Origin of the sequence: Pseudomonas sp. SbOxS1, assembly GCF_013416725.1 — a bacterium.
Classification (GTDB): domain Bacteria; phylum Pseudomonadota; class Gammaproteobacteria; order Pseudomonadales; family Pseudomonadaceae; genus Aquipseudomonas.
The window spans coordinates 1-21537 of the sequence record NZ_JAAVXC010000040.1; the positions used below are offsets into that span (position 1 = coordinate 1).

General features: G+C 58.7%; 16 protein-coding genes. 11 read left to right on the forward strand and 5 right to left on the reverse strand.

Annotation, left to right across the window (positions count from 1 at the left end):
- Positions 1-56: 56 nt before the first annotated feature.
- The 5 genes from HFK74_RS28460 to HFK74_RS28480 form a co-directional block, all read right to left on the reverse strand.
- On the reverse strand, positions 57-434 hold the full coding sequence (locus HFK74_RS28460; protein WP_008061291.1) for a response regulator: 378 nt from the start codon (positions 432-434) through the stop codon (positions 57-59).
- A 77-nt stretch (positions 435-511) separates the two neighbouring features.
- Positions 512-1693, reverse strand: coding sequence for a hybrid sensor histidine kinase/response regulator (locus HFK74_RS28465; RefSeq protein ID WP_180206421.1), 1182 nt, complete (start codon positions 1691-1693; stop codon positions 512-514).
- Positions 1687-2280 (reverse strand): chemotaxis protein CheB, encoded by a 594-nt coding sequence (locus HFK74_RS28470; RefSeq protein WP_180206422.1) that lies wholly within the window; start codon positions 2278-2280, stop codon positions 1687-1689. The genes HFK74_RS28465 and HFK74_RS28470 overlap by 7 nt, the downstream gene beginning before the upstream one ends.
- The gene (locus HFK74_RS28475; protein ID WP_180206423.1) at positions 2277-3110 is read right to left on the reverse strand and encodes a protein-glutamate O-methyltransferase CheR; all 834 of its coding nucleotides are present in this window, start codon (positions 3108-3110) and stop codon (positions 2277-2279) included. Before HFK74_RS28475 ends, HFK74_RS28470 begins: the two co-directional genes overlap by 4 nt.
- Positions 3111-6599: a response regulator gene (locus HFK74_RS28480; RefSeq protein WP_180206424.1), complete on the reverse strand. Its 3489-nt coding sequence runs from the start codon at positions 6597-6599 to the stop codon at positions 3111-3113. It lies immediately after the preceding gene.
- A 244-nt stretch (positions 6600-6843) separates the two neighbouring features.
- Here HFK74_RS28480 and HFK74_RS28485 point away from each other — a divergent pair, with 244 nt between their 5' ends.
- The 11 genes from HFK74_RS28485 (at position 6844) to HFK74_RS28535 (ending at position 21486) form a co-directional block, all read left to right on the forward strand.
- Positions 6844-7203 carry a response regulator gene (locus HFK74_RS28485; RefSeq protein ID WP_180206425.1) on the forward strand — a complete coding sequence of 120 codons (360 nt, stop codon included), beginning with the start codon at positions 6844-6846 and terminating at the stop codon, positions 7201-7203.
- Positions 7204-7391: 188 nt separating this feature from the next.
- Positions 7392-10097 (forward strand): hypothetical protein, encoded by a 2706-nt coding sequence (locus tag HFK74_RS28490; RefSeq protein ID WP_180206426.1) that lies wholly within the window; start codon positions 7392-7394, stop codon positions 10095-10097.
- Positions 10098-10268: 171 nt separating this feature from the next.
- Positions 10269-11564 (forward strand): glycosyltransferase, encoded by a 1296-nt coding sequence (locus HFK74_RS28495; protein WP_180206427.1) that lies wholly within the window; start codon positions 10269-10271, stop codon positions 11562-11564.
- 83 nt (positions 11565-11647) lie between these two features.
- Positions 11648-12553, forward strand: a complete 906-nt coding sequence (locus tag HFK74_RS28500) for an AraC family transcriptional regulator (protein WP_180206428.1) — start codon at positions 11648-11650, stop codon at positions 12551-12553.
- A 346-nt stretch (positions 12554-12899) separates the two neighbouring features.
- Positions 12900-14210: a sugar ABC transporter substrate-binding protein gene (locus HFK74_RS28505; RefSeq protein ID WP_180206429.1), complete on the forward strand. Its 1311-nt coding sequence runs from the start codon at positions 12900-12902 to the stop codon at positions 14208-14210.
- Between the two features lie 180 nt (positions 14211-14390).
- Positions 14391-15290 carry a carbohydrate ABC transporter permease gene (locus HFK74_RS28510; RefSeq protein ID WP_257230457.1) on the forward strand — a complete coding sequence of 300 codons (900 nt, stop codon included), beginning with the start codon at positions 14391-14393 and terminating at the stop codon, positions 15288-15290.
- 10 nt (positions 15291-15300) lie between these two features.
- A complete protein-coding gene (locus tag HFK74_RS28515) occupies positions 15301-16131 on the forward strand; it encodes a carbohydrate ABC transporter permease (RefSeq protein WP_180206431.1) in 831 nt (276 codons plus the stop codon).
- A 165-nt stretch (positions 16132-16296) separates the two neighbouring features.
- Positions 16297-17400, forward strand: a complete 1104-nt coding sequence (locus HFK74_RS28520) for an ABC transporter ATP-binding protein (RefSeq protein WP_180206432.1) — start codon at positions 16297-16299, stop codon at positions 17398-17400.
- Positions 17401-17415: 15 nt separating this feature from the next.
- The gene (locus HFK74_RS28525) at positions 17416-18888 is read left to right on the forward strand and encodes a mannitol dehydrogenase family protein (RefSeq protein ID WP_180206433.1); all 1473 of its coding nucleotides are present in this window, start codon (positions 17416-17418) and stop codon (positions 18886-18888) included.
- Between the two features lie 143 nt (positions 18889-19031).
- Complete coding sequence (gene xylB, locus HFK74_RS28530; RefSeq protein WP_180206434.1) at positions 19032-20528, forward strand: xylulokinase; 1497 nt, start codon at positions 19032-19034, stop codon at positions 20526-20528.
- Positions 20529-20541: 13 nt separating this feature from the next.
- Positions 20542-21486 (forward strand): carbohydrate kinase, encoded by a 945-nt coding sequence (locus HFK74_RS28535; RefSeq protein WP_180206435.1) that lies wholly within the window; start codon positions 20542-20544, stop codon positions 21484-21486.
- The last annotated feature ends 51 nt before the right edge of the window (positions 21487-21537 follow it).

A 21537-nucleotide genomic window follows, 5' to 3' on the forward strand; every position in this document is an offset into this window, starting at 1 on the left:
GAAGGCGTCCTCATGGGCGCCAAAAGCTTCGCTGGCAAGCCAGCTCCTACAAGGGGTCAGGACAGCATTTCCTGCATCAGTTCCTGCAACCTGTCCAGATCGAATGGTTTCTCCAGAATCGGCGCCTTGCGGGTGATCGGGCTGTCTGTCTCGCGGATTTCCTGGGCGTAGCCGCTGATGAAAATCACCTTCAGCTCAGGCCGCAGTTTCACCGCGGGCTCGGCGATCTGCACGCCGGAGATACCGCCGGGCAGGCGGAAGTCGGTGATCATCATGTCCAGGTGTGGCTTGCTGGCGAGGATCTCGAAGGCCTGCTCACCGTTTTCGGCTTGCAGCACCCGGTAGCCCTCCCCCGACAGGTAGGCCGACAGCACCATCAGGATGGAGGGGTCGTCCTCGACGACGAGGACTACATCTTGTGCATCTTCACTCATGGGAAGCCTTTGTTCGGTCAATAGCTGCTGATACGACCCCGGGGTCGATCAGAGGTTGCGTTTATCGCGCGGTTTTCCTACAGCGGCAGACAAACGCGAAACAGGGCGCCTTCGCCAATCCGGCTTTCGACGGTAATGGTACCGCCATGGGCGGCAACTATCTGTTCGGAAATAAACAACCCCAGGCCCAGCCCGGCGGCAGCATGGTTGGCCGAGACGCGCTCGAATTGCTGGAATATCCGTTGCTGGTTCTCTTCACTGATGCCTATTCCATAATCACGGACCTCCACCCGCGCTTCACCGTTCTCACTGTACACCCTCAGGGAGATCGGGCTCTTGGCGCCATAACGCAAAGCGTTGGTGAGCAAGTTGGAAATCACCTGTTCAATGCGAAACTCATCCCAATCGCCCATCACCGGTTGGTCGGCGTCCAGGCTGACCGACGCTTCGGCGGCTTCGATCTGTTGGGCAAAATTGTGCAGCAAACCGCGAACCAACGCCGCCAGGTCAAAGTGTGTCGGGCGGATCGACAACTTGCCGGTACGAATGCGTGACACATCGAGCATGTCTTCGATCAGGCGGATCAGGCTCTTGATCTGCCGTTCGTCGCGATCGACCATGGCGTGCATCTTGTCCAGGGTGAAGGCAGCGGCGTTGTCCCGGGCCAGGTGCATCTTGCGCAACTGGGTTTCAAGAATCAGACCGTTGAGCGGCGTGCGCACTTCATGGGCAACGATGGACATGAAGTCATCGCGCATGCGCACCGCCTGCTCCAGCTCAAGCTGGGTACTGCGCAATTGCTTGAGCAGCGCTTCCTGCTCCCGCCGGCTTTGCTCCAGCGCTTCGACCTGCTGCTTCATGGCCTTGCTCTGGCGGTAGAGGTCGACGAAGACATTGACCTTGCTCTTGACCGCCTGGATATCCAGGGGCTTGTGCAGGAAATCGACGGCGCCGCTTTCGTAGCCCTTGAACGCATAGTTCAGCTCGCGACCGGCGGCGCTGACGAACACGATCGGGATGTTCCTGGTCTTTTCCGTGCCACGCATCAACTCGGCCAGCTCGAAGCCATTCATGCCGGGCATCTGCACGTCGAGGATGGCCATGGCAAATTCGTGTTGCAACAACAGCGACAAGGCTTCGTCAGCCGACAGCGCCTTGTAGACGATGCGATCTTCGCGCTTGATCAGCGCTTCAAGTGCCAATAGGTTTTCTGGCAGATCGTCGACGATCAGCAGTTTGGCCTGGATATTACTTAGCATGCGATTCGTTCCAGCTCGACAAGCAAGCGGCCGATGCCGCATATGGGGAGTATGTGATCGGGTTGCAGGATATCCAGCGCCGCCTGGGGCATGGTCGCGACCTGGGCGTCGTCCGGATCCTGGACGATGGTCAGCCCCCCACGCTGCTTGACCTGGGACAACCCCTTGGCCCCATCCTGGTTGGCACCGGTCAGCAGCACCGCGGCCAGGTTCGGCCCGTAGGCGTCGGCGGCCGATTCGAACAGGTAATCGATGGCCGGTCGCGAATGATGCACACGGTCTTCCAGGCTCAGGGAAAAGCTGCGGTCCTGCTCAACCGATAAGTGATACCCGGGCGTGGCGAAATAAAGGGTTCCGGCTTCCACCGAGGTCTTGTCCATGGCTTCCTGGACTGGCAACGAAACACGCCGGGCGAAGACTTCCGCCAGGTGACTGCGGCGCTCGTCCGGCAGGTGCAGGACCACGATGATCGGCAAAACGAATCCTTCCCGCAGCGGACCGAGGATGTTGAGCAGCGCCTCGACTCCGCCAGCCGATGCGCCGATCACAATCGCTTCTATGGAAGGTAAATCCGTTGCGCTGTTCATGATTTGCGATAGATCCGTTCTTGTTTGACCAACGGCGTGAACTGGTTGCCGAAGGCTGAAAAATCCGGGGTTTCCTTGCTGCCCAGCACCAGGAAGCCACGGTGGCAAAGGGACTCATGAAACAATCCGAAAGCGCGATCCTGTAGCTTTTTATTAAAGTAAATCAATACATTACGACATGAAATTAATTGGGTTTCTGAGAATACGCTGTCCGTTGCCAGGCTGTGATCGGCAAAGGTGACGTTTTCACACAGCGACTTGTCGAAAATCGCATACCCATAGGCTGCCGTGTAGTAGTCGGCAAAGGAGCACTTGCCCCCGGCCTGCTGGTAGTTGGAAGTGTAGGCGCGGACATTCTCCATGGAGAAAATCCCCTGCTTGGCTTTTTCCAGCGAACGGGGATTGATGTCGGTGGCATAGATAATGGTGCGCTCGAGCAGGCCTTCTTCACGCAGCAGGATGGCCATCGAATAGACCTCTTCACCGGTGCTGCAGCCGGCGACCCAGATCTTGATCGACGGGTAGGTCTTGAGCAACGGTACCACCTCCCGGCGGATGGCCAGGAAGTGCGAAGGGTCACGAAACATTTCACTGACCGGAATCGTCAGCAATTGCAGCAACTGCATGAACGCCGTCGGGTCGTGCAGGACCTTTTCCTGCAGCGCCGAGATGGTGTTGCACTCGAACTGGCTCAAGGCGTGCATCACCCGACGCTTGATCGATGCGCCGGAGTAATCGCGAAAATCGTAGCTGTACTTGAGGTAGATCGCCTCGATCAACAAGCGCAATTCGATCTCGCTGCTTCGCTCTCCTGGATAATTGCTCTGCACTTAAATGCGTTCCATCTTTGGTAACCACACACGAATCAGCGAGAACAGGCGATCGAGGTCGATGGGCTTGGCCAGGTAATCGTTGGCGCCGGCCTGCAGGCAGCGCTCCTGATCGTCCTTCATGGCCTTGGCCGTCACGGCGATGATCGGCAGTTTGCGCCAGCGCGCCTCCTTGCGGATCAGGGTAGTGGCTGCGAAACCATCCATTTCCGGCATCATCACGTCCATCAACACCAGATCGATGTCTTCGAATTCATTCAATCGCTCGATCGCTTCACGACCGTTGCGGCCAATCACCACGACCGCGCCCTTTTGCTCCAGCGCGCTGGTGAGGGCGAAAATGTTGCGCACATCGTCGTCCACCAGCAACACCTTGCGGCCCTCGAACACCTTGTCGCGGCTGCGGGCGGTCTTGAGCATCTTCTGCCGGTCATGGGACAACCGCGATTCGACTTTGTGCAGAAAAAGTGTCACTTCGTCCAGCAGGCGCTCGGGAGAGCGCGCGCCCTTGATGATGATCGAGCGCGAATACCGGCGCAGTTCGGCCTCTTCGTCCCGGGTCAGGTTGCGCCCGGTATAGACGATCACCGGCGGGAACGAGCAGATGTCCTCGGTGGACATCCGCTTGAGCAGGTCGTTGCCGAGCATGTCCGGCAGCTTGAGGTCGATGATCATGCAATCGAACACCGTGGTGCGCAGCAAGGCCAGGGCATCCTGTGCCAGGCCGACGGCGGTGATCTCGATGTCATCATCGCCGATCAACCGGGAAATGCTATCGCGCTGCAGATCGTCGTCCTCGACCAGCAGCACGCGCTTGACCTTCTGGGTCAGCTTGGCTTCCAGGCGCGCGAACACGTCCTTGAGTTCTTCGCGGGTGGTCGGCTTGACCGCATAACCGATGGCCCCCATGTGCATCGCCGCTTCGACCCGGTCTTCGACCGAAATTACATGCACGGGAATATGCCGGGTCTCGGCGTGTTCCTTCAGGCGTTGCAGCACCGTCAGCCCGGAGTGATCCGGCAGGCGCATGTCCAGCAGGATGGCGTCCGGAATGAATTGCCTGGCCAGGTCGTAGCCTTCGTCCGCTCCATGGGCCACCAGGCACTGGTAACCCAGTTCATGGGCGAGGTCATAGAGGATGTGCGCAAAATTCGGCTCGTCCTCCACCACCAGGATGCAACGCACGGTGAAGGGGGCCTTGAGGCGGTCATCGGCGAACCGCGCAATCTCCGGGACCACCGCCGGCGCTATCGCGCTTGGCGCAGCTTGAATTGCCATGACGCTCGGCGAGGCGCGCAGCGGCTCGACGGGCTCGTCGCCAGGTTCGACGTATTGCTGCGGCAGGACCAGGCTGAACTGGCTGCCCTGGCCCGGCGTACTTGCGACATTGATCGAGCCGCCGAGCAGCGCGGCCAGGTCGCGGGAAATCGACAGGCCCAGCCCGGTGCCGCCGTAACGCCGATTGGTGGTGCCGTCGGCCTGGCGAAAGGCTTCGAAAATGCTTTCCTGTTGATCGTCGGCAATGCCGATCCCCGAATCGCTGACGATAAAGACAATACCGTCATTCGGCGCCGCGGTCACGGTCAGGGCGACCCGGCCCTTCTCGGTGAACTTCACGGCGTTGGAGAGCAGGTTCTTGATGATCTGCTCCACGCGCTGGCGGTCGGTAAACATCATGGTGGGCGCACCGTCCTGCAACTCAACCTGGAAATCCAGTTGCTTGTCCGCCGCCAACGGCTGGAACATCCCGCGCAAGCCGTCCACCAGGCGCGCAACGCTGGTGTTTTCCGGGCGTATCTCCAGCTTGCCGGCCTCGACCTTGGAAATATCGAGAATGTCGTTGATCAGGTTGAGCAAGTCGTTACCGGCCGAGTAGATCGACTCGGCGAACTTGACCTGTTCGGCGCTCAGGTTTTCCTGCGGGTTTTCCGCCAGCAGCTTGGCCAGGATCAGCGAGCTGTTCAACGGCGTGCGCAGCTCGTGGGACATGTTGGCGAGGAATTCGGACTTGTACTTGCTTGAACGCTGCAATTCTTCAGCACGTTCTTCGAGCTGGGCCTGGGCCTGATTGAGTTCGGTGTTCTTCAGGTCCATGGCGTCGCGTTGTTCGGCCAGTACCTGCGTCTGTTCGGCAAGTTGTTCGTTGGTCTGTTCCAGCTCGACCTGCTGGGTTTCCAGGTGCGCCTGGGATTCCTTGAGCACCCTTGATTGTTCTTCAAGCTCTTCGTTGGCGGTCTTGAGCTCTTCCTGCTGCACCTGCAGCTCTTCGTTGAGTTGCTGGGTTTCGGCCAGCACCTCCTGCAAACGCTGGCGATAACGCGCCGCCTCGATGGAGGTGCCGATGTTGCCGGCAATAAGCTCCAGCAAATCGATGTCACGGTCGGTCAGCGGGCGCAGGAAGCCCAGCTCGATGACGCCATTGACCCGCTCGTCGTCGCTGGTCGGCACCACCAGCACGCTGCGCGGCAAACCTTCGCCGAGACCGGAACTGACCTTGAAGTAGTCGCTGGGCACAGCATCCAGGCGAATCAGGCGGGCCTGTTGCGCCACCTGGCCGACAATGCCTTCGTCGCTGTAGATCTGCTGCTCACGCTCCTGCTGCTCGCGGGAAAATCCGTAGGACGCCACGCGGCGCAGACCGCCGTGTTCTTCGCGCACATAAATGGCCGCCACGGCACTGCCCAGGTACTGCGCGCAGAACTGCAGGATGTTGCGGCCCAGCAGGTTGAGCGACAGTTGCCCCAACACTTGTTCAGCCAGTTGGGTCTGGCCATTGCGCAGCCAGGCCTGTTGTTCCAGGCGCTGGGCGCTGGCCTGTTGCGCCGCCAGGGTCGTTGTGTAGCTTTTCGACAGGTTGACCAGGTCACGGCGGCCGATATACGCCAGCAAACCGCTGATACCGGCAATGAACAACAGATAGAGGGTGATGCTCCAGATCGTGGTACGGCGCACCTCCTCGTTACGCGTGGCGCGCAACTGCTGCTCCATGTCGATCACGTCTTCGTACTGCTTGCGGATCTCATCGGTCAGGCGCTTGCCTTTGCCGGCCTTGACCGCCCCACGGTAGTCACCATTGCTTCGCTGCAGTTCGATCATCGATTGAGCGTAACCGGCCCACTCCTGCTGCAAGGATTCGAGCCTGTGCAAGCGATCGGTCTGGACCGGGTTATCGACGGTCAGTTCGAGCAAGGTCCTGAGCACGACCGCGATGCGTGGCTTGGCCGTTTCGTAGGGTTCGAGAAATTTATCGTCGCTGGTGAGCAGATAACCGCGCATGCCGGTTTCCAGGTCAACCGTCAGCTTGACCGCCTCATTGGCGTTATTGATCACCCGGTCGGTGTGCTCGACCCACTGGATGGTCGACAGCAGATAAGTGATCAGCGCCACGAAGAACACCGCACTGATGGCGCCGACGCCCAGCGGCAGGCCGATGTTGCGGCTCAGGAGCTTGCGGAATCGCTGCTCATCAACCAAAGACTCAGAGGTCATAGTCAAGCCTTGTCGAACCGGTGAAAACCAAGGAGTTTGCCCCAAAACTGACGCATTGATCGAATTTTCTCACGGGGTTGGCCGCAAAATGCACAACGCAGCGGTTATCCTTTGCCCGTATGCGTGCCGCCCCTTCTTTTTATAGCCTATGGGGAACTTGTCTGGCCCCGTTACTTACTCATGCAAGAGAGCCGGCGATCCTGATCGGCCGAAAAACCCAACCAACCCGCCAGAGAACGCCATCATGACCACCAACGCCCCCACTCTCCTGGTCGTCGAAGACGATTCCATCGTGCGCATGTTGATTGTCGACGTGCTGGAGGAGCTGGAGTTCAAGGTCCTGGAGGCCGATGGCAGTGAACAGGCGCTGGAGGTCCTCAAGGACCAAAGCCAGCACATCGACCTGATGATGACCGATGTCGGGCTGCCAGGCATGGACGGCCGGGAATTGGCCAATCAGGCCCGCCAACTGCGTCCCGCCCTGCCAATCCTGTTCGCCAGCGGTTATGCCGAGAACATCGAAGTGCCCGAAGGAATGCATCTTATTGGAAAACCGTTTTCCATCGATCAGTTGCGTGACAAGGTCAAGGGCATCCTCAGCTGAACGCTGATGCAATTCAGCGCTCCACAAAAGTGCATTTTGGGCGAACGCTATTGTAGCTGCAGTTATAGACAGACAACCTGCCTGAGCAAGAAATAAAACGTAGAACATAATCTCTCGTCAGTTGCACTGTCACAGCAGTAACTTAGCCCGGACCAAACCAAAAACAACTCATTCAAAAAGGATTTTCAATGAGCAATATACTTGCATCCGACAGCGACCTGAACACCTTAAAAGCGGACACTCAAAATGTCTTGCTCGCCAACAACACGGAAAAACAATCCGTGATTGCGAAAATCGAACACTGGCTAACGACCACCTCGCCAAACTATGAAGATTTAAAACTTGCAAGCCTGACGTTCTCGACTACACCAAATAGCTCGCTCACAAGAAAACTCGGGATCTCTGAAAGCAATGTTGAGCAGTGGCTGGCATTTTATGGACACCCGACCCCGAGCTCCTCAAAACAACTAAAATACCTCGCCCGCTTTCTCAAGCTCGAGTTCCCCAAGACTCCTGCTACCGCCAATTACGGCGAACTACTTGCAAATCCAGAACATTCTCCGAACGCGCTAACCACCCAGCAAAGAAATGAGATAAAAAATATAACGCGCCAGTTTGGACAAATGAATGGCAAACTCATCAACCATTTGCGTAAGAGCACGCTTGACGCAGTAGCAGTTACTGAACTGAGAGCATCCCCACACAACCAAATAATCCATATGACAAATAGCTCAATTTCCCGCATCTGGGCAAACGGCTATCTGCAAGCCTTGGGATGGTATGGTACAACCCCGGGCCAATCGCCCTTTCAGGGTGACCTTCAACAACTGCTCATGTCAGCCATGTTGCTGGATATTCATCCGAACACAGGACTTGATACACACAAGGGACAAGTACTGGGTTACGAGCTGTACAACCCCAGGAATGCAGAGCGAGCAGCCTCCCAGATTCTGCTCGACGTGGAAAATCATCTGGTGGAGAAAAACTACATCGATGCCCGGACAGCACCGCTGGTAGCCCATATCTACCTGGCCACCGCGGCCCCCGAGTTTCTCGTTCGAAACCTCCCGCAAACCTTGACCATTGGCTCGCCAGGCTGGGTGACGCTGACATTTACCGTCGCCAAGCTCGAAGCCATTGCGGCGGGTTCTTCACGATTGATGACCTATGAGCAAGTCATTGCTTACGCCGACATTGAACCATTCACGGAAGAACTCGAGCAGCTGTTCGGCATCGCCGTAATGGAGCCCCTGCTGAACTGGGGCGCCATGAACGGCGTCATCCCCTATGATATTTCAGGTGAATACTCGCTCGATGACTACACCGCTGCCAACGCTCGCTACGTCGAGTACACCGACGCATTGCAGCAGTGCAGTGATGCATTGAGCACGCCTCTTCCAATGCGGCAAGAGGTGGCAATGAGCGAACTTGAAAGAGTCATGCCGAACACTGTATGTCTTACCGAAAAATCTTACTTACATTATGCACTTGGCTATGATGACGACAAAAAACTTTCGATTTGCGACATGTTTATGTCTGGCGCTCTCCTTTCCGAAGGCTGGAAGGGTGAGGGCATTGCGCCACAAATACTCTTTACCAGAAACAACGACCAACTCAACACAAATCAAACTGTAGCCAGCCTACGAAATTTACAAAATCCATCAGAACTCTACAACAAATGTTTCGATGAGTATTTCAAACAGCTAAACATAGGTTTTTTCAGTACTCTAAAGCTGGCAATTTCCAAAGCAGAACCCATTGATCGAGCCGCACTGACATTTGGCTTTGTGGAATTTTACACCATCCGAAAACAAGCTTTAACAACCAAAGAAACCCAAATATTTCGTGACAAACACAGGGGACGCTTTGGGGTGCTCATCCGTGCCGAACACAAAGGCAAATCCTATTACTTTGAACTTTTTACACTGCGCGCCGAGTTAATCAGGCGTACCGACAGTGAACTTGACAACACCTGGTGCTCTACGTACTTTGAATACCCAAGACCCACAAGCGATAAAAACGAAAAGCAGTGGACAACTAAACATAGGGAATGGCCCATCGACCTGGACGCGTACTTAAACGGTTCCGAGCCGGTTAAAGGAGCAAAGTCTATGGTTGTGGTTGAAAAGGTATGGGAGCTGCCTGCAAACAGTCGCGGCGATCAGGCTCCACTTGGACAACTGAATACATTTTACTTCCAGCGCACCGCAGTTATTGTTGAAAAGGTACTTGAATACTGCCCACCGGCTACTCGTGAGGAGCTATATCCTGTCGGCTTTGGCATGACGGCCGTCGAGGCTGCGCTGAAAAATAGCGCAGAGAATATCGAAATATTTCTTAACCTAATGATACCGTTCAAGAGTTGTATCGAGGATTTGACCTCGGGTGATCCCGATCGTGAGAGTTCAGGCGTGGTCGGTTGCGCATTGGATGGCCTTGCAATGGTGAGTGCTGTCGCAGGTGCTGTGCCGAAACTTGCAAGTATTGCGCTGAAATCAACTAGCCTGCTTAGCAAATCCCTGAAACTGGTCAGGTTCAGTGCCACTTTTGCCTTAAGTCTGGTGAATCCTCTGGACGGTGTTCCGAGCCTGATAAAAAAAGGAGCCAAAATCACCAAGGGCGGCGCCCTGCTCCTGACCAGGCAAGGGTACAAATCATGCAGCAAGGCTTCTGGTCAGCTCCGAACCTTGAGCGGAACACTGGACACGCTGAATGCCGCCAAATCCTTGAAGTGCCCCGGCGTTATCCCGGCTCGTTTACAGGAAATTGGCGATCTTTCGAGTGCAACTGAAATGTTGATCTTCAAAAGGGGTGTTGACTGGTACGCCCTGGAAGTCGATAGCCTTGAACCTCGAGGGCCTAAAGTCGTGAACTTCCAAACCGCAGAGGCCTAAGGGCCTAATTTGTCATCCGGCAAGCGGCCTGGAACAAAGATTTGCTTGATTCACCGCTTGCCGGCACATGTTGAAGGGCCAAGGCTATATCGGACACGAGCTGACTTTCCACTATGGTTTAATAGCGCCTCTATTGTCCCCTTCCTGTGCTCGCTCCAAGGAATTACGTTCATGATTCAGCCCCACGCAACCAAAATCCTGATCATTGGTTACGTCTGGCCCGAGCCCCGCTCCTCTGCAGCCGGTGGGCATGTGATGCAACTGCTCGGGGCATTCTTGCAGCAGGGTTGGAACGTCACCTTCAGCAGTCCCGCCGGGGCTGGCGAGCATCAGGAAGACCTGACGGTGCTGGGCATTCGTGAAGTGCCGATCGAGCTGAACAACGGCAGTTTCGACACGTTCATCAGCGACCTGGCCCCGGATATCGTGCTGTTCGAACAATTCATGATGGAGGAGCAGTTCGGCTGGCGAGTCGAAAAGCACTGCCCGAAGGCCTTGCGCGTGCTCGGCACCCAGGATTTGCAAAGCCTGCGCCACGCCCGCCATCAACGGCTCAAGGATCGTTTGAAGGCCAGTGACGATGACTTCAACGAACTGTTCGCGCCGGCATTACGCGAGGAGTTCGAGCTCATGGCCGAGACCGACTTGGCCAAGCGGGAGATCGCCGCCATCTATCGTTGCGACTTGAACCTGATGATCTCGCAAGTGGAGATCGAGTTGCTGGTCGAACATTTCAAGCTGCCGCGCAGCCTGCTGCATTGGTGCCCGTTGATGGTGGATCTGCCCACCCATGCGCTGACGCCGTTCGAAGACCGGGCACACTTTATTCACATCGGCAATTTTCGCCATGCCCCCAACTGGGATGCGGTGCTCTGGTTGAAGAACACTATCTGGCCCATGATTCGCCAGCAATTACCCACGGCTCAGTTGCACATCTACGGCGCGTACACACCACCCAAGGCGACCGCGCTGCATAACGCGGCGCAGGGGTTTCATGTGATGAACTGGGCGCCGGACGCCTTGCAAGTGATGTCGGCGGCACGGGTGTGCATGGCCCCGTTGCGCTTTGGTGCGGGGATCAAAGGCAAGATTGTCGATGCCATGCTCTGTGGCACGCCCAATGTCACCACACCCATCGGCGCAGAGGCCATGCACGAAGGCGAGCCATGGCCGGGGGCGATCACCCGCACAGCCAGGTCCTTTGCCGATTGCGCCGTGCAGCTCTATCAGGACAAGGCGCAATGGCTCAAGGCCCAAGCGCTGGGCCTGGATCTGCTGGCGAGTCGTTATCAGCCACGCATTCATGGGCCGGCACTGATTGCGCGGCTCGAGCAATGCCGCCAACACCTGAGCACCATCAGGAGAGACAACTTCACCGGCGGTATGCTGCGTCATCATCAACACAAGAGCACCCAATACATGGCGCAATGGATTGAAGCCAAGAATCGCCATAAAGCCGAATGCTGATGATCAAGGACAGGTAACGCGCTGGCAAATTTGCCCGTGAAAGAGGCATGATCGACGGGCGATAACAATAAAAGCGTCCCGACATGAGCCGAGCCACCCGCGTTACCGATCCTTCCTATGAGCTGATGGACGACCATAACGGGTTGTCCATCATCTATCGCCAGCACGGCTTCCCCTGCCCCCTGGTGCGCTGGCATTTTCACAAGGAATACGAGCTGCACCTGATCGTCGCCAGTTCCGGCAAGGTGTTCATTGGCGACTACATCGGCAATTTCTATCCGCAGACCCTGTTTCTCACGGGCCCCAACCTGCCACACAACTGGATCAGCCAGGTGGCCGAAGATGAGGTGGTGCCCAAGCGCGACATGCTGGTCAACTTCACTGATGAGCTGTTCGACAGCGGCTATCAGGTGTTCGCCGAGCTCAAGAGCCTGGCACCGCTGCTGGAACGTGCGCAGTACGGCATCGAGTTTCGCTGCAAGCACACGATCGACAAGGCAATGGACCTGATGCAACACATCGCCGACACCCGGGGCATGACCCGCCTCGGGCACTTTTTCATACTGCTGGAGTTGCTGGCGGCCTGCGAAGATTATCAGCTGCTGTCGGGTGCGACGACGCCGCAACTGGCCGATGAACACAACATCGATCGCACCAACCGCGCGGTGGATTACATCTTCGCCCACTACGCCCGCGAGTTGCCGCTGGAGGAAGTCGCCGAGCACCTGGGCATGAAACCGACCTACTTCAGTCGCGTGTTCAAGCAGGCCACCGGGCGCTGCTTCATCGAGTTCGTCAATCGCCTGCGCATCAGCAAGTCCTGCGAACTGTTGGCCGATGGCGACAAACCGGTGACCGACGTGTGCTTCGAGTCAGGCTTCAACAATATCTCCAACTTCAACCGGCGTTTCCAGCAGCTCAAGGGCATGACGCCTTCGCACTACCGGCGGTTGGTGGTGCAGCGGTTGACCGAGCAGAACCTGACCTGAGCACACCCCACTGTGGGAGCGAGCCTGCTCGCGAATGCGGTGTGTCAGTCGACAGATTTTTTGACTGAAACACCGCATTCGCGAGCAGGCTCGCTCCCACAGGTTATGGCCTGTTTTCACAGCTGAAACCTATACGTATTCGATACCGCTCCCTCGCTGAAAAGCCCTTCTCTACGCCCTTCACTCCAAACCCCAGTGCAAAATAGTATCAATCCAAGTGCGATGGATGATTTGTCTCGCCCTCAATAGAAGGCTGTAATCAGCGCACATTCTTCCTGCCGTCGGAAGATACAAAAACAATAACTGTCCTTCTGTGGCCCTTTGGGGTGCAGAAAAGGAGTGCACGATGCAACCTTCTGTAAAAGCTCTGCTTGCCCTCACCTGCATGACCCTCAGCAGCGTCAGCCTTGGCGCCCAGACCCTGACGATCGCCACCGTCAACAACAGCGACATGATTCGCATGCAAAAGCTCTCGAAAACCTTCGAGGCCGAGCATCCGGATATCAAGCTCAACTGGGTGGTGCTCGAGGAAAACGTCCTGCGTCAGCGCCTGACCACTGACATCGCCACCCAGGGTGGACAGTTCGATGTACTGACCATCGGCATGTACGAAGCCGCACTGTGGGGTGCGAAAGGTTGGCTGGAGCCGATGAAGGATTTGCCGGCCAGCTACGCCCTCGACGATGTGTTCCCCTCGGTGCGTGAGGGCCTGTCCGTCAAGGGGGCGCTGTATGCCTTGCCCTTCTACGCCGAAAGCTCCATCACCTATTACCGCACCGACCTGTTCAAGGACGCCGGCCTGACCATGCCCGAGCGCCCGACCTGGACCCAGATCGCCGAATTCGCCAGCACGCTCACCCACAAGGACAAGGAACAGTACGGTATCTGCCTGCGCGGCAAGGCTGGCTGGGGCGAGAACATGGCGCTGGTCACCACCGTGGCCAACGCCTATGGCGCACGCTGGTTCGATGAGCAGTGGAAACCGGAATTCAACGGCCCCGAATGGAAAAACGCGCTGGACTTCTACGTCGACACCATGAACAAATCCGGCCCGCCAGGGGCGTCGAGCAACGGCTTCAACGAAAACCTGGCGCTGTTCAACAGCGGCAAATGCGCGATCTGGGTCGATGCCAGCGTCGCCGGCTCGTTCGTCACCGACAAAACCCAGAGCAAAGTCAGCGATCATGTCGGTTTCACCTACGCGCCCCATGAAGTTACCGATAAAGGCTCGGCCTGGTTGTACTCCTGGGCTCTGGCGATCCCGACCAGTTCCAAGGCCAAGGAGGCGGCAAAAACCTTCAGTGCCTGGGCCACGTCCAGGGAATACGGTGCACTGGTGGCGCAAGAAGACGGCATTGCCAACGTGCCGCCAGGCACCCGGGCCTCGACCTACAGCGAGGCCTACTTGAGCGCCGCGCCATTTGCCAGAGTCACGCTGGAATCGCTCAAAGCGGCAGACCCGGGCAAGCCGACGCTCAAGCCGGTGCCCTATATCGGCATTCAGCTGGTGACCATCCCGGAGTTCCAGGGCATCGGCACCCAGGTCGGCAAATCGTTCTCGGCGGCGCTGATTGGCCAGACTCCGGTTGATCAGGCCCTGGCCGCGGCCCAGCAAACCACCGAACGCGAGATGAAGCGCGCCGGCTATCCGAAATAACCCCGCAATCCCGCTCCTGCCTTCTGTGGGAGCGAGCCTGCTCGCGATGACGGTTTGCGCTTCAACATCATGAGTGGCTGATACGCCGCCATCGCGAGCAGGCTCGCTCCCACATTGGATCTTCACTGGTCTACATGACTCGGTTCTTACGCCATGAATATTTCAACTGCCAAAGCTCACATGGACATTGTCCAACCCCAGCGCATAAGCCGCGTGGCCAACCCCGGCTGGTTCCTCGTCAGCCCTTCGGTGGCGCTGCTGCTGTTGTGGATGATCGTACCGCTGGGCATGACCCTGTACTTTTCGCTGATTCGCTACAACCTGCTCAATCCGGGTGAAAACGAATTTGTCGGACTGGAAAACTTCACGTACTTCCTGACCGACTCCGGTTTCATGCCCGGCGCCACCAATACCCTGTTGCTGGTGGGCAGCGTGTTGCTGATCAGCGTGGTGCTCGGTGTGTTGATCAGCGCCCTGCTGGAGGCCAGCGAATTTTTTGGCCGCGGCATCGTGCGGGTGCTGCTGATCTCGCCGTTCTTCATTATGCCCACGGTCGGTGCGCTGATCTGGAAGAACCTGATTTTCCATCCGGTGTCGGGGATTCTCGCCTTCGTCTGGAAACTGTTCGGCGCGCAACCGGTGGACTGGCTGGCGCACTACCCGCTGCTGTCGATCATCATCATTGTCTCGTGGCAATGGCTGCCCTTCGCGATCCTGATCCTGATGACCGCCATGCAGTCCCTCGACCAGGAACAGAAGGAAGCCGCACGCTTGGACGGTGCCGGGCCCATCGCGATCTTCTGGCACCTGACCTTGCCGCACCTGGCGCGACCGATTGCGGTGGTGGTGATGATCGAAACCATCTTCCTGCTCTCGGTGTTCGCCGAAATCTTCACCACCACCAACGGCGGCCCCGGCTACGCCTCGACCAACCTCGCCTACCTGATCTACAACCAGGCGCTGGTGCAGTTCGACGTCGGCATGGCCTCGGCGGGCGGCTTGATTGCGGTGGTGATCGCCAACATCGCGGCCATCGTGCTGGTGCGCATGATCGGCAAAAACCTGACTGACAAAGCCTGAGGCCCGCGCCATGACCCTTCAACAATCCCGTCGTCTGCAAAGCCTGCTGCTGGGCACCCTGGCCTGGGCCATCGCGATCCTGATCTTCTTCCCGATCTTCTGGATGGTGCTGACCAGCTTCAAGACCGAAATCGATGCGTTCGCCACGCCGCCGCAGTTCATCTTCACCCCGACACTGGAAAACTACCTGCACATCAACGAGCGCAGCGACTACGCAAGTTTCGCCTGGAACTCAGTGGTGATTTCCTTCAGCGCCACGGCCCTGTGCCTGCTGATCGCGGTGCCGGCAGCCTACTCCATGGCGTTCTACGAAACCCAGCGCACCAAGGGCACGCTGCTGTGGATGCTCTCGACCAAGATGCTGCCGCCGGTGGGCGTACTGATGCCGATCTACCTGCTGGCGAAAAGCTTTGGCCTGCTCGACACGCGTATCGCGCTGATCGTGATCTACACCCTGATCAACCTGCCGATCGTGGTCTGGATGATTTACACCTACTTCAAGGACATCCCCAGGGACATCCTCGAAGCCGCGCGCCTGGATGGCGCAACGTTGACCCAGGAAATGCTCCGGGTACTGCTGCCGATTGCCAAGGGCGGCCTGGCCTCGACCGTGCTGCTGTCGCTGATCCTGTGCTGGAACGAGGCCTTCTGGTCACTGAACCTGACCTCATCGAAAGCCGCGCCACTGACCGCATTGATCGCCTCGTATTCAAGTCCCGAAGGGTTGTTCTGGGCCAAGTTGTCGGCGGTCTCGACCCTGGCCTGTGCGCCGATCCTGATCTTCGGCTGGATCAGTCAGAAACAACTGGTGCGCGGGCTGTCGTTCGGCGCCGTGAAATGAATCGCCCTCCATTCACCATCACGCAATGCCCCTGTAGGAGCTGGCTTGCCAGCGAAGAGGCCATCAAATGCTGCATCGATCTGCGGGCCGCCTTTGCTGGCAAGCCAGCTCCTACAAAAAAACCGCCCAAGGTTAATTGAATACAACAAATGGAGGCCCATCATCATGGCCAACCTGAAAATCAAGAATCTGCAAAAAGGCTTCGAAGGCTTTTCCATCATCAAGGGCATCGACCTGGAAGTGAACGACAAGGAGTTCGTGGTGTTCGTCGGCCCGTCCGGTTGCGGCAAATCCACCCTGCTGCGCCTGATCGCGGGGCTCGAAGAAGTCAGCGGCGGCACCCTCGAACTCGACGGCCGCGACATCACCGAAGTCAGCCCGGCCAAACGCGACCTGGCGATGGTGTTCCAGACCTACGCCCTGTACCCGCACATGAGCGTGCGCAAGAACATGTCGTTTGCCCTCGACCTGGCCGGGGTGCCGAAAGCCGAGGTCGAGAAAAAAGTGGGCGAAGCGGCGCGCATCCTGGAGCTCGGACCGATGCTGGAGCGCAAGCCCAAACAGCTGTCCGGTGGCCAACGCCAACGGGTAGCGATTGGCCGCGCCATCGTGCGCAATCCGAAAATTTTCCTGTTCGACGAACCACTGTCCAACCTCGACGCCGCGCTGCGGGTGCAGATGCGCCTTGAACTGCTGCGCCTGCACAAGGAGCTGCAAGCCACGATGATCTACGTGACCCACGACCAGGTCGAAGCAATGACCATGGCCGATAAAGTCGTGGTGCTCAACGGCGGCAAAATCGAACAGGTCGGCTCGCCGCTGGACCTCTATCACCAGCCGGCCAACCTGTTTGTCGCAGGCTTTCTCGGCACACCGAAAATGGGCTTCCTCAAGGGTCAGGTCAGCCGGGTCGACGGCCAGGGCTGCGAAGTGCAACTGGATGCCGGCACCCGCATCAGCCTGCCGCTCGGTGGCGCCAACCTTCGGGTCGGCGGTGCAGTCACCTTGGGCATTCGCCCGGAACACCTGGAACTGGCCACGCCCGGCGACTGCACGCTGCACGTCACCGCCGATGTCAGCGAACGCCTGGGCAGCGATACCTTCTGCCACGTACGCACCGCCTCTGGCGAAGCTTTGACGATGCGTGTTCGCGGCGACCTCGCCAGCCGCTACGGCGAGACCTTGAGCCTGCACCTGGACGCCAGCCACTGCCATTTGTTCGATGCCGACGGCGTGGCGATGACCCGCCCGTTGCGCGTCGCTGCCTGATTCTGAGAGCCTGTGATGAAACTCGATAAACACAACCTGCAGCGCCTCACCCCCACGGTGATCCGGCCCGCCTACACCCTGAGCGACACCCGCCAAGGCATCGCGCATATTGGCGTCGGCGGTTTCCACCGCGCTCACCAGGCGTATTACACCGATGCGCTGATGAACCAGGGCGAAGGCCTGGACTGGGCCATCTGCGGCGTCGGCTTGCGCGGCGAAGATCGTCGCGCCCGGGATGATCTGCAACAACAGGACTACCTGTTCACCCTGTTCGAACTCGGCGATACCGACGACACCGAGGTGCGGGTCATCGGTGCCATCCGCGACATGCTGCTGGCCGAAGACGATGCCCAGGCGCTGATCGACAAACTCGCCAGTCCCGAGATCCGCATAGTGTCGTTGACGATCACCGAGGGTGGCTACTGCATCGACGACAGCAACGGCGAGTTCATGGCCCACCTGCCGCCGATCCAGCACGACCTGGCGAACCCGCACGCCCCGAAAACCGTGTTCGGTTACCTTTGCGCCGCCCTGGCCAAACGCCGCGCGGCAGGCACGCCGGCATTCACCTTGATGTCCTGCGATAACCTGCCGCACAACGGCGCGGTCACCCGCAAGGCCCTGCTGACCTTCGCCGCCCTGCTGGATGCCGATCTGCGCGACTGGATCGAGCGCAACGTAAGCTTCCCCAACGCCATGGTCGACCGCATCACGCCGATGACCAGCACCCAACACCGCCAGCAACTGGCCGACCGGCACGGGGTCGACGACGCCTGGCCGGTGGTCTGCGAACCGTTCGTGCAGTGGGTGCTGGAGGACAAGTTCGTCAACGGCCGCCCGGCCTGGGAAAAGGTCGGCGTGCAGTTCACCGACGACGTCAGCCCTTACGAAGACATGAAAATCAAGCTGCTCAACGGCAGTCACCTGGCCCTGACTTACCTGGGCTTCCTCAAGGGTTACCGCTTCGTCCACGAGACCATGAACGACCCGCTGTTCGTACGCTTCATGCGTGCCTACATGGACCTGGATGTGACGCCACAGCTTTCGCCGGTGCCGGGGATCGACCTGACCGAGTACAAAAACACCCTGGTGGCACGCTTCTCCAACCAGGCGATTGCCGATCAACTGGAGCGCGTGTGCTCGGACGGTTCGTCGAAGTTTCCGAAATTCACCGTGCCGACTATTAACCGCTTGATTGCCGATGGTCGTGAAACCCGGCGCGCGGCGCTGGTAGTGGCGGCGTGGGCCTTGTACTTGAAGGGGGTGGATGAGCATGGCGAGACTTACGCCATTGCAGACCCAAGGGCGGCGTTCTTCCAGGCGCTGGTGGCGGATGATGCATTGATTACCCAGCGGTTGCTGGCGGTCGAGGAGATTTTTGGTATGGCGATTCCACGTTCAGCGGAGTTTGTCGCGGCGTTTGAGTGGTGTTGCAACAGTTTGCGCGAGGTTGGGGTGACGCGGACTCTGGAGCAGATTTTGTCGTGATGCCGGGGGTGTCGCCACTGCCGTCTTCGCGAGCAGGCTCGCTCCCACACTGGATCGTTTGCGCCCACTGAAAATCTCCTGTGGGAGCGAGCCTGCTCGCGAATGGACTCACCGAGATAGACCTGACACACCAAGGATCCTGCATGACAACCCAACAACTATTCCTCGGCATCGACTGCGGCACCCAAGGCACCAAAGCCATCATCCTCGATGCGTTCAGCGGCCAGGTCCTGGGCCAGGGTGCCGCTGCGCACAAGCTGATCAGCGGCCCCAACGGCCGCCGTGAGCAAGACACCGCGCAATGGCTGGAGGCATTCACCCTTGCCACCCGACGTGCATTGCTGGCGGCGGATGTCGATGGCCAGGATATTCTCGGCATCGGTGTATCCGGCCAGCAACATGGTTTGGTGCTGCTCGACGATCAAGGCCAGGTCCTGCGCCCGGCCAAGCTCTGGTGTGACACCGAAACCACTGCGCAGAACGATCGACTGCTCAAGCATCTGGGCGGTGAAAAAGGCTCGCTGGAACGCCTCGGCGTGGTGATTGCACCGGGCTACACGGTTTCAAAACTGCTCTGGACCCAGGAACAGCATCCCGATGTGTTTGCGCGCATCGCGCACATCCTGCTGCCCCATGATTACCTGAACTTCTGGCTCACCGGTCGCAGTTGCAGTGAGTACGGTGATGCCTCGGGCACGGGTTACTTCAACGTGCGTACCCGCCAATGGGATGTGCAGCTGCTGCGCGACATCGATCCCAGCGGGCGCCTGCAAGCCGCGCTGCCGGAACTGATCGATGCCCATCAAGCCGTCGGCACCGTACTGCCGGGCATCGCCGAACACCTGGGCATCAACCCGCAGGCGCTGGTGTCCAGCGGCGGTGGCGACAACATGATGGGCGCCATCGGCACCGGCAACATCACACCGGGTGCGATAACCATGAGCCTCGGCTCGTCCGGCACGGTGTACGCCTACGCCGAGCAACCGAAAGTCAGCGCAGACGCGGCCGTCGCTACGTTCTGTTCATCCAGCGGCGGGTGGTTGCCGTTGATATGCACCATGAACCTGACCAACGCCACGGGGCTGATTCGAGAATTGTTCGATCTGGATATCGAGTGTTTCAATGCGCTCGTTGCCCAGGCCCCCATCGGCGCCGAGGGGGTGAGCATGCTGCCGTTTCTCAATGGTGAACGCGTCCCTGCCCTGCCCCATGCCACCGGTAGCGTGCTGGGACTGACCATGACCAATCTGACCCGGGCCAATCTGTGTCGCGCCGTTGTGGAAGGCACGACCTTCGGATTGCGCTATGGACTGGACCTGCTACGCCACAATGGCTTACAAAGCCTGCGCCTCTGCCTGATTGGTGGTGGCGCCAAGAGCGCGGAGTGGCGGCAGATCGTCGCCGACACCATGAACATGACAGTCGTGTGTCCCGAGCAATGCGAAGCCGCTGCCCTTGGCGCGGCGATTCAGGCGGCCTGGTGCAAGTCCCGGGCAACCGGGCATGGGGACAGCCTGGCGGATCTGTGCGAGCGCTGCGTGAAGCTCGACCCCGCCATTGAAACCTGGCCGATCGCGGAAAACGTGGCGGCCTCGCAATTGGCTTACGAACGCTATCAACAACATGTCGCAACCCTTTAAAGAGCGAACAACTATGTATCTGGTGTGTGGCGAAGCGCTGTTCGATTTCTTCAGTGAAAACGACGCCAGCGGCCTGGCTTCAAAAGTGAATTTCAAGGCCATCGCCGGTGGCTCGCCGTTCAACGTTGCGGTGGGCTTGCGTCGACTGGGCGTGGAGGCTGCGTTGTTGGCCGGTTTGTCCACCGACTACCTCGGCCGACGCTTGCTCCAGGTGCTGGAGGAGGAAGGCGTACGTACGGACTACCTGGTGGATTTTGCCGCACCGACCACCCTGGCGATGGTCGCGGTCGGGGCCAATGGCTCGCCGCAGTACAGCTTTCGCGGCGAAGGCTGTGCGGATCGCCAACTGCAACCTGCGCATCTACCGGCGTTGGGGCCGCAAGTGCGCGGCCTGCATATCGGGTCGTTTTCCCTGGTGGTGCAGCCGATTGCCGACACGCTGCTGGAGCTGGTACGCCGGGAAAGCGGCAAGCGCCTGATCAGCCTTGATCCGAACGTGCGGCTTAACCCGCAGCCGAACATCGAACTGTGGCGTTCGCGGGTTGCCACCCTGGTCGAGCATGCCGATCTGATCAAGGTCAGCGATGAGGACCTGAGCCTGTTGTACCCCGGGCAGGACCCGGCGCGGGTGGTCGAGGGCTGGCTGCAACACCGCTGCGAGCTGGTGCTCCTGACCCGTGGCGGCGAAGGTGCGACGGTGTTCAGTCGGACCCACGGCTCGTGGTCGGTGCCGGCCTGCGCGGTGGTCATCGCCGACACCGTGGGCGCCGGCGATACCTTCCAGGCGGCGTTGATTGCCTGGCTGACCGAGCAGCGGCTGGATTCGGTCGAGGGGGTACGGCAATTGAATCGCCAGCATATCGACTCGATGGTGAGGTTTGCGGTGCAGGCGGCGGCGTTGACGTGCAGCAAGACCGGGCCGGATTTGCCGTATCGGCATCAGATAGAATTGCGTTGAATGTGATGGCCCTATCGCGAGCAGGCTCGCTCCCACAAGGTCTCCGGTCGT

What these genes read in the sequence shown, in the direction of transcription:
- HFK74_RS28460 (WP_008061291.1), bottom strand. Translation starts at nt 434, where the DNA reads ATGAGTGAAGATGCACAAGATGTAGTCCTCGTCGTCGAGGACGACCCC.
- HFK74_RS28465 (WP_180206421.1), bottom strand. Translation starts at nt 1,693, where the DNA reads ATGCTAAGTAATATCCAGGCCAAACTGCTGATCGTCGACGATCTGCCA.
- HFK74_RS28470 (WP_180206422.1), bottom strand. Translation starts at nt 2,280, where the DNA reads ATGAACAGCGCAACGGATTTACCTTCCATAGAAGCGATTGTGATCGGC.
- HFK74_RS28480 (WP_180206424.1), bottom strand. Translation starts at nt 6,599, where the DNA reads ATGACCTCTGAGTCTTTGGTTGATGAGCAGCGATTCCGCAAGCTCCTG.
- HFK74_RS28485 (WP_180206425.1), top strand. Translation starts at nt 6,844, where the DNA reads ATGACCACCAACGCCCCCACTCTCCTGGTCGTCGAAGACGATTCCATC.
- HFK74_RS28490 (WP_180206426.1), top strand. Translation starts at nt 7,392, where the DNA reads ATGAGCAATATACTTGCATCCGACAGCGACCTGAACACCTTAAAAGCG.
- HFK74_RS28495 (WP_180206427.1), top strand. Translation starts at nt 10,269, where the DNA reads ATGATTCAGCCCCACGCAACCAAAATCCTGATCATTGGTTACGTCTGG.
- HFK74_RS28500 (WP_180206428.1), top strand. Translation starts at nt 11,648, where the DNA reads ATGAGCCGAGCCACCCGCGTTACCGATCCTTCCTATGAGCTGATGGAC.
- HFK74_RS28505 (WP_180206429.1), top strand. Translation starts at nt 12,900, where the DNA reads ATGCAACCTTCTGTAAAAGCTCTGCTTGCCCTCACCTGCATGACCCTC.
- HFK74_RS28510 (WP_257230457.1), top strand. Translation starts at nt 14,391, where the DNA reads ATGGACATTGTCCAACCCCAGCGCATAAGCCGCGTGGCCAACCCCGGC.
- HFK74_RS28515 (WP_180206431.1), top strand. Translation starts at nt 15,301, where the DNA reads ATGACCCTTCAACAATCCCGTCGTCTGCAAAGCCTGCTGCTGGGCACC.
- HFK74_RS28520 (WP_180206432.1), top strand. Translation starts at nt 16,297, where the DNA reads ATGGCCAACCTGAAAATCAAGAATCTGCAAAAAGGCTTCGAAGGCTTT.
- HFK74_RS28525 (WP_180206433.1), top strand. Translation starts at nt 17,416, where the DNA reads ATGAAACTCGATAAACACAACCTGCAGCGCCTCACCCCCACGGTGATC.
- xylB (WP_180206434.1), top strand. Translation starts at nt 19,032, where the DNA reads ATGACAACCCAACAACTATTCCTCGGCATCGACTGCGGCACCCAAGGC.
- HFK74_RS28535 (WP_180206435.1), top strand. Translation starts at nt 20,542, where the DNA reads ATGTATCTGGTGTGTGGCGAAGCGCTGTTCGATTTCTTCAGTGAAAAC.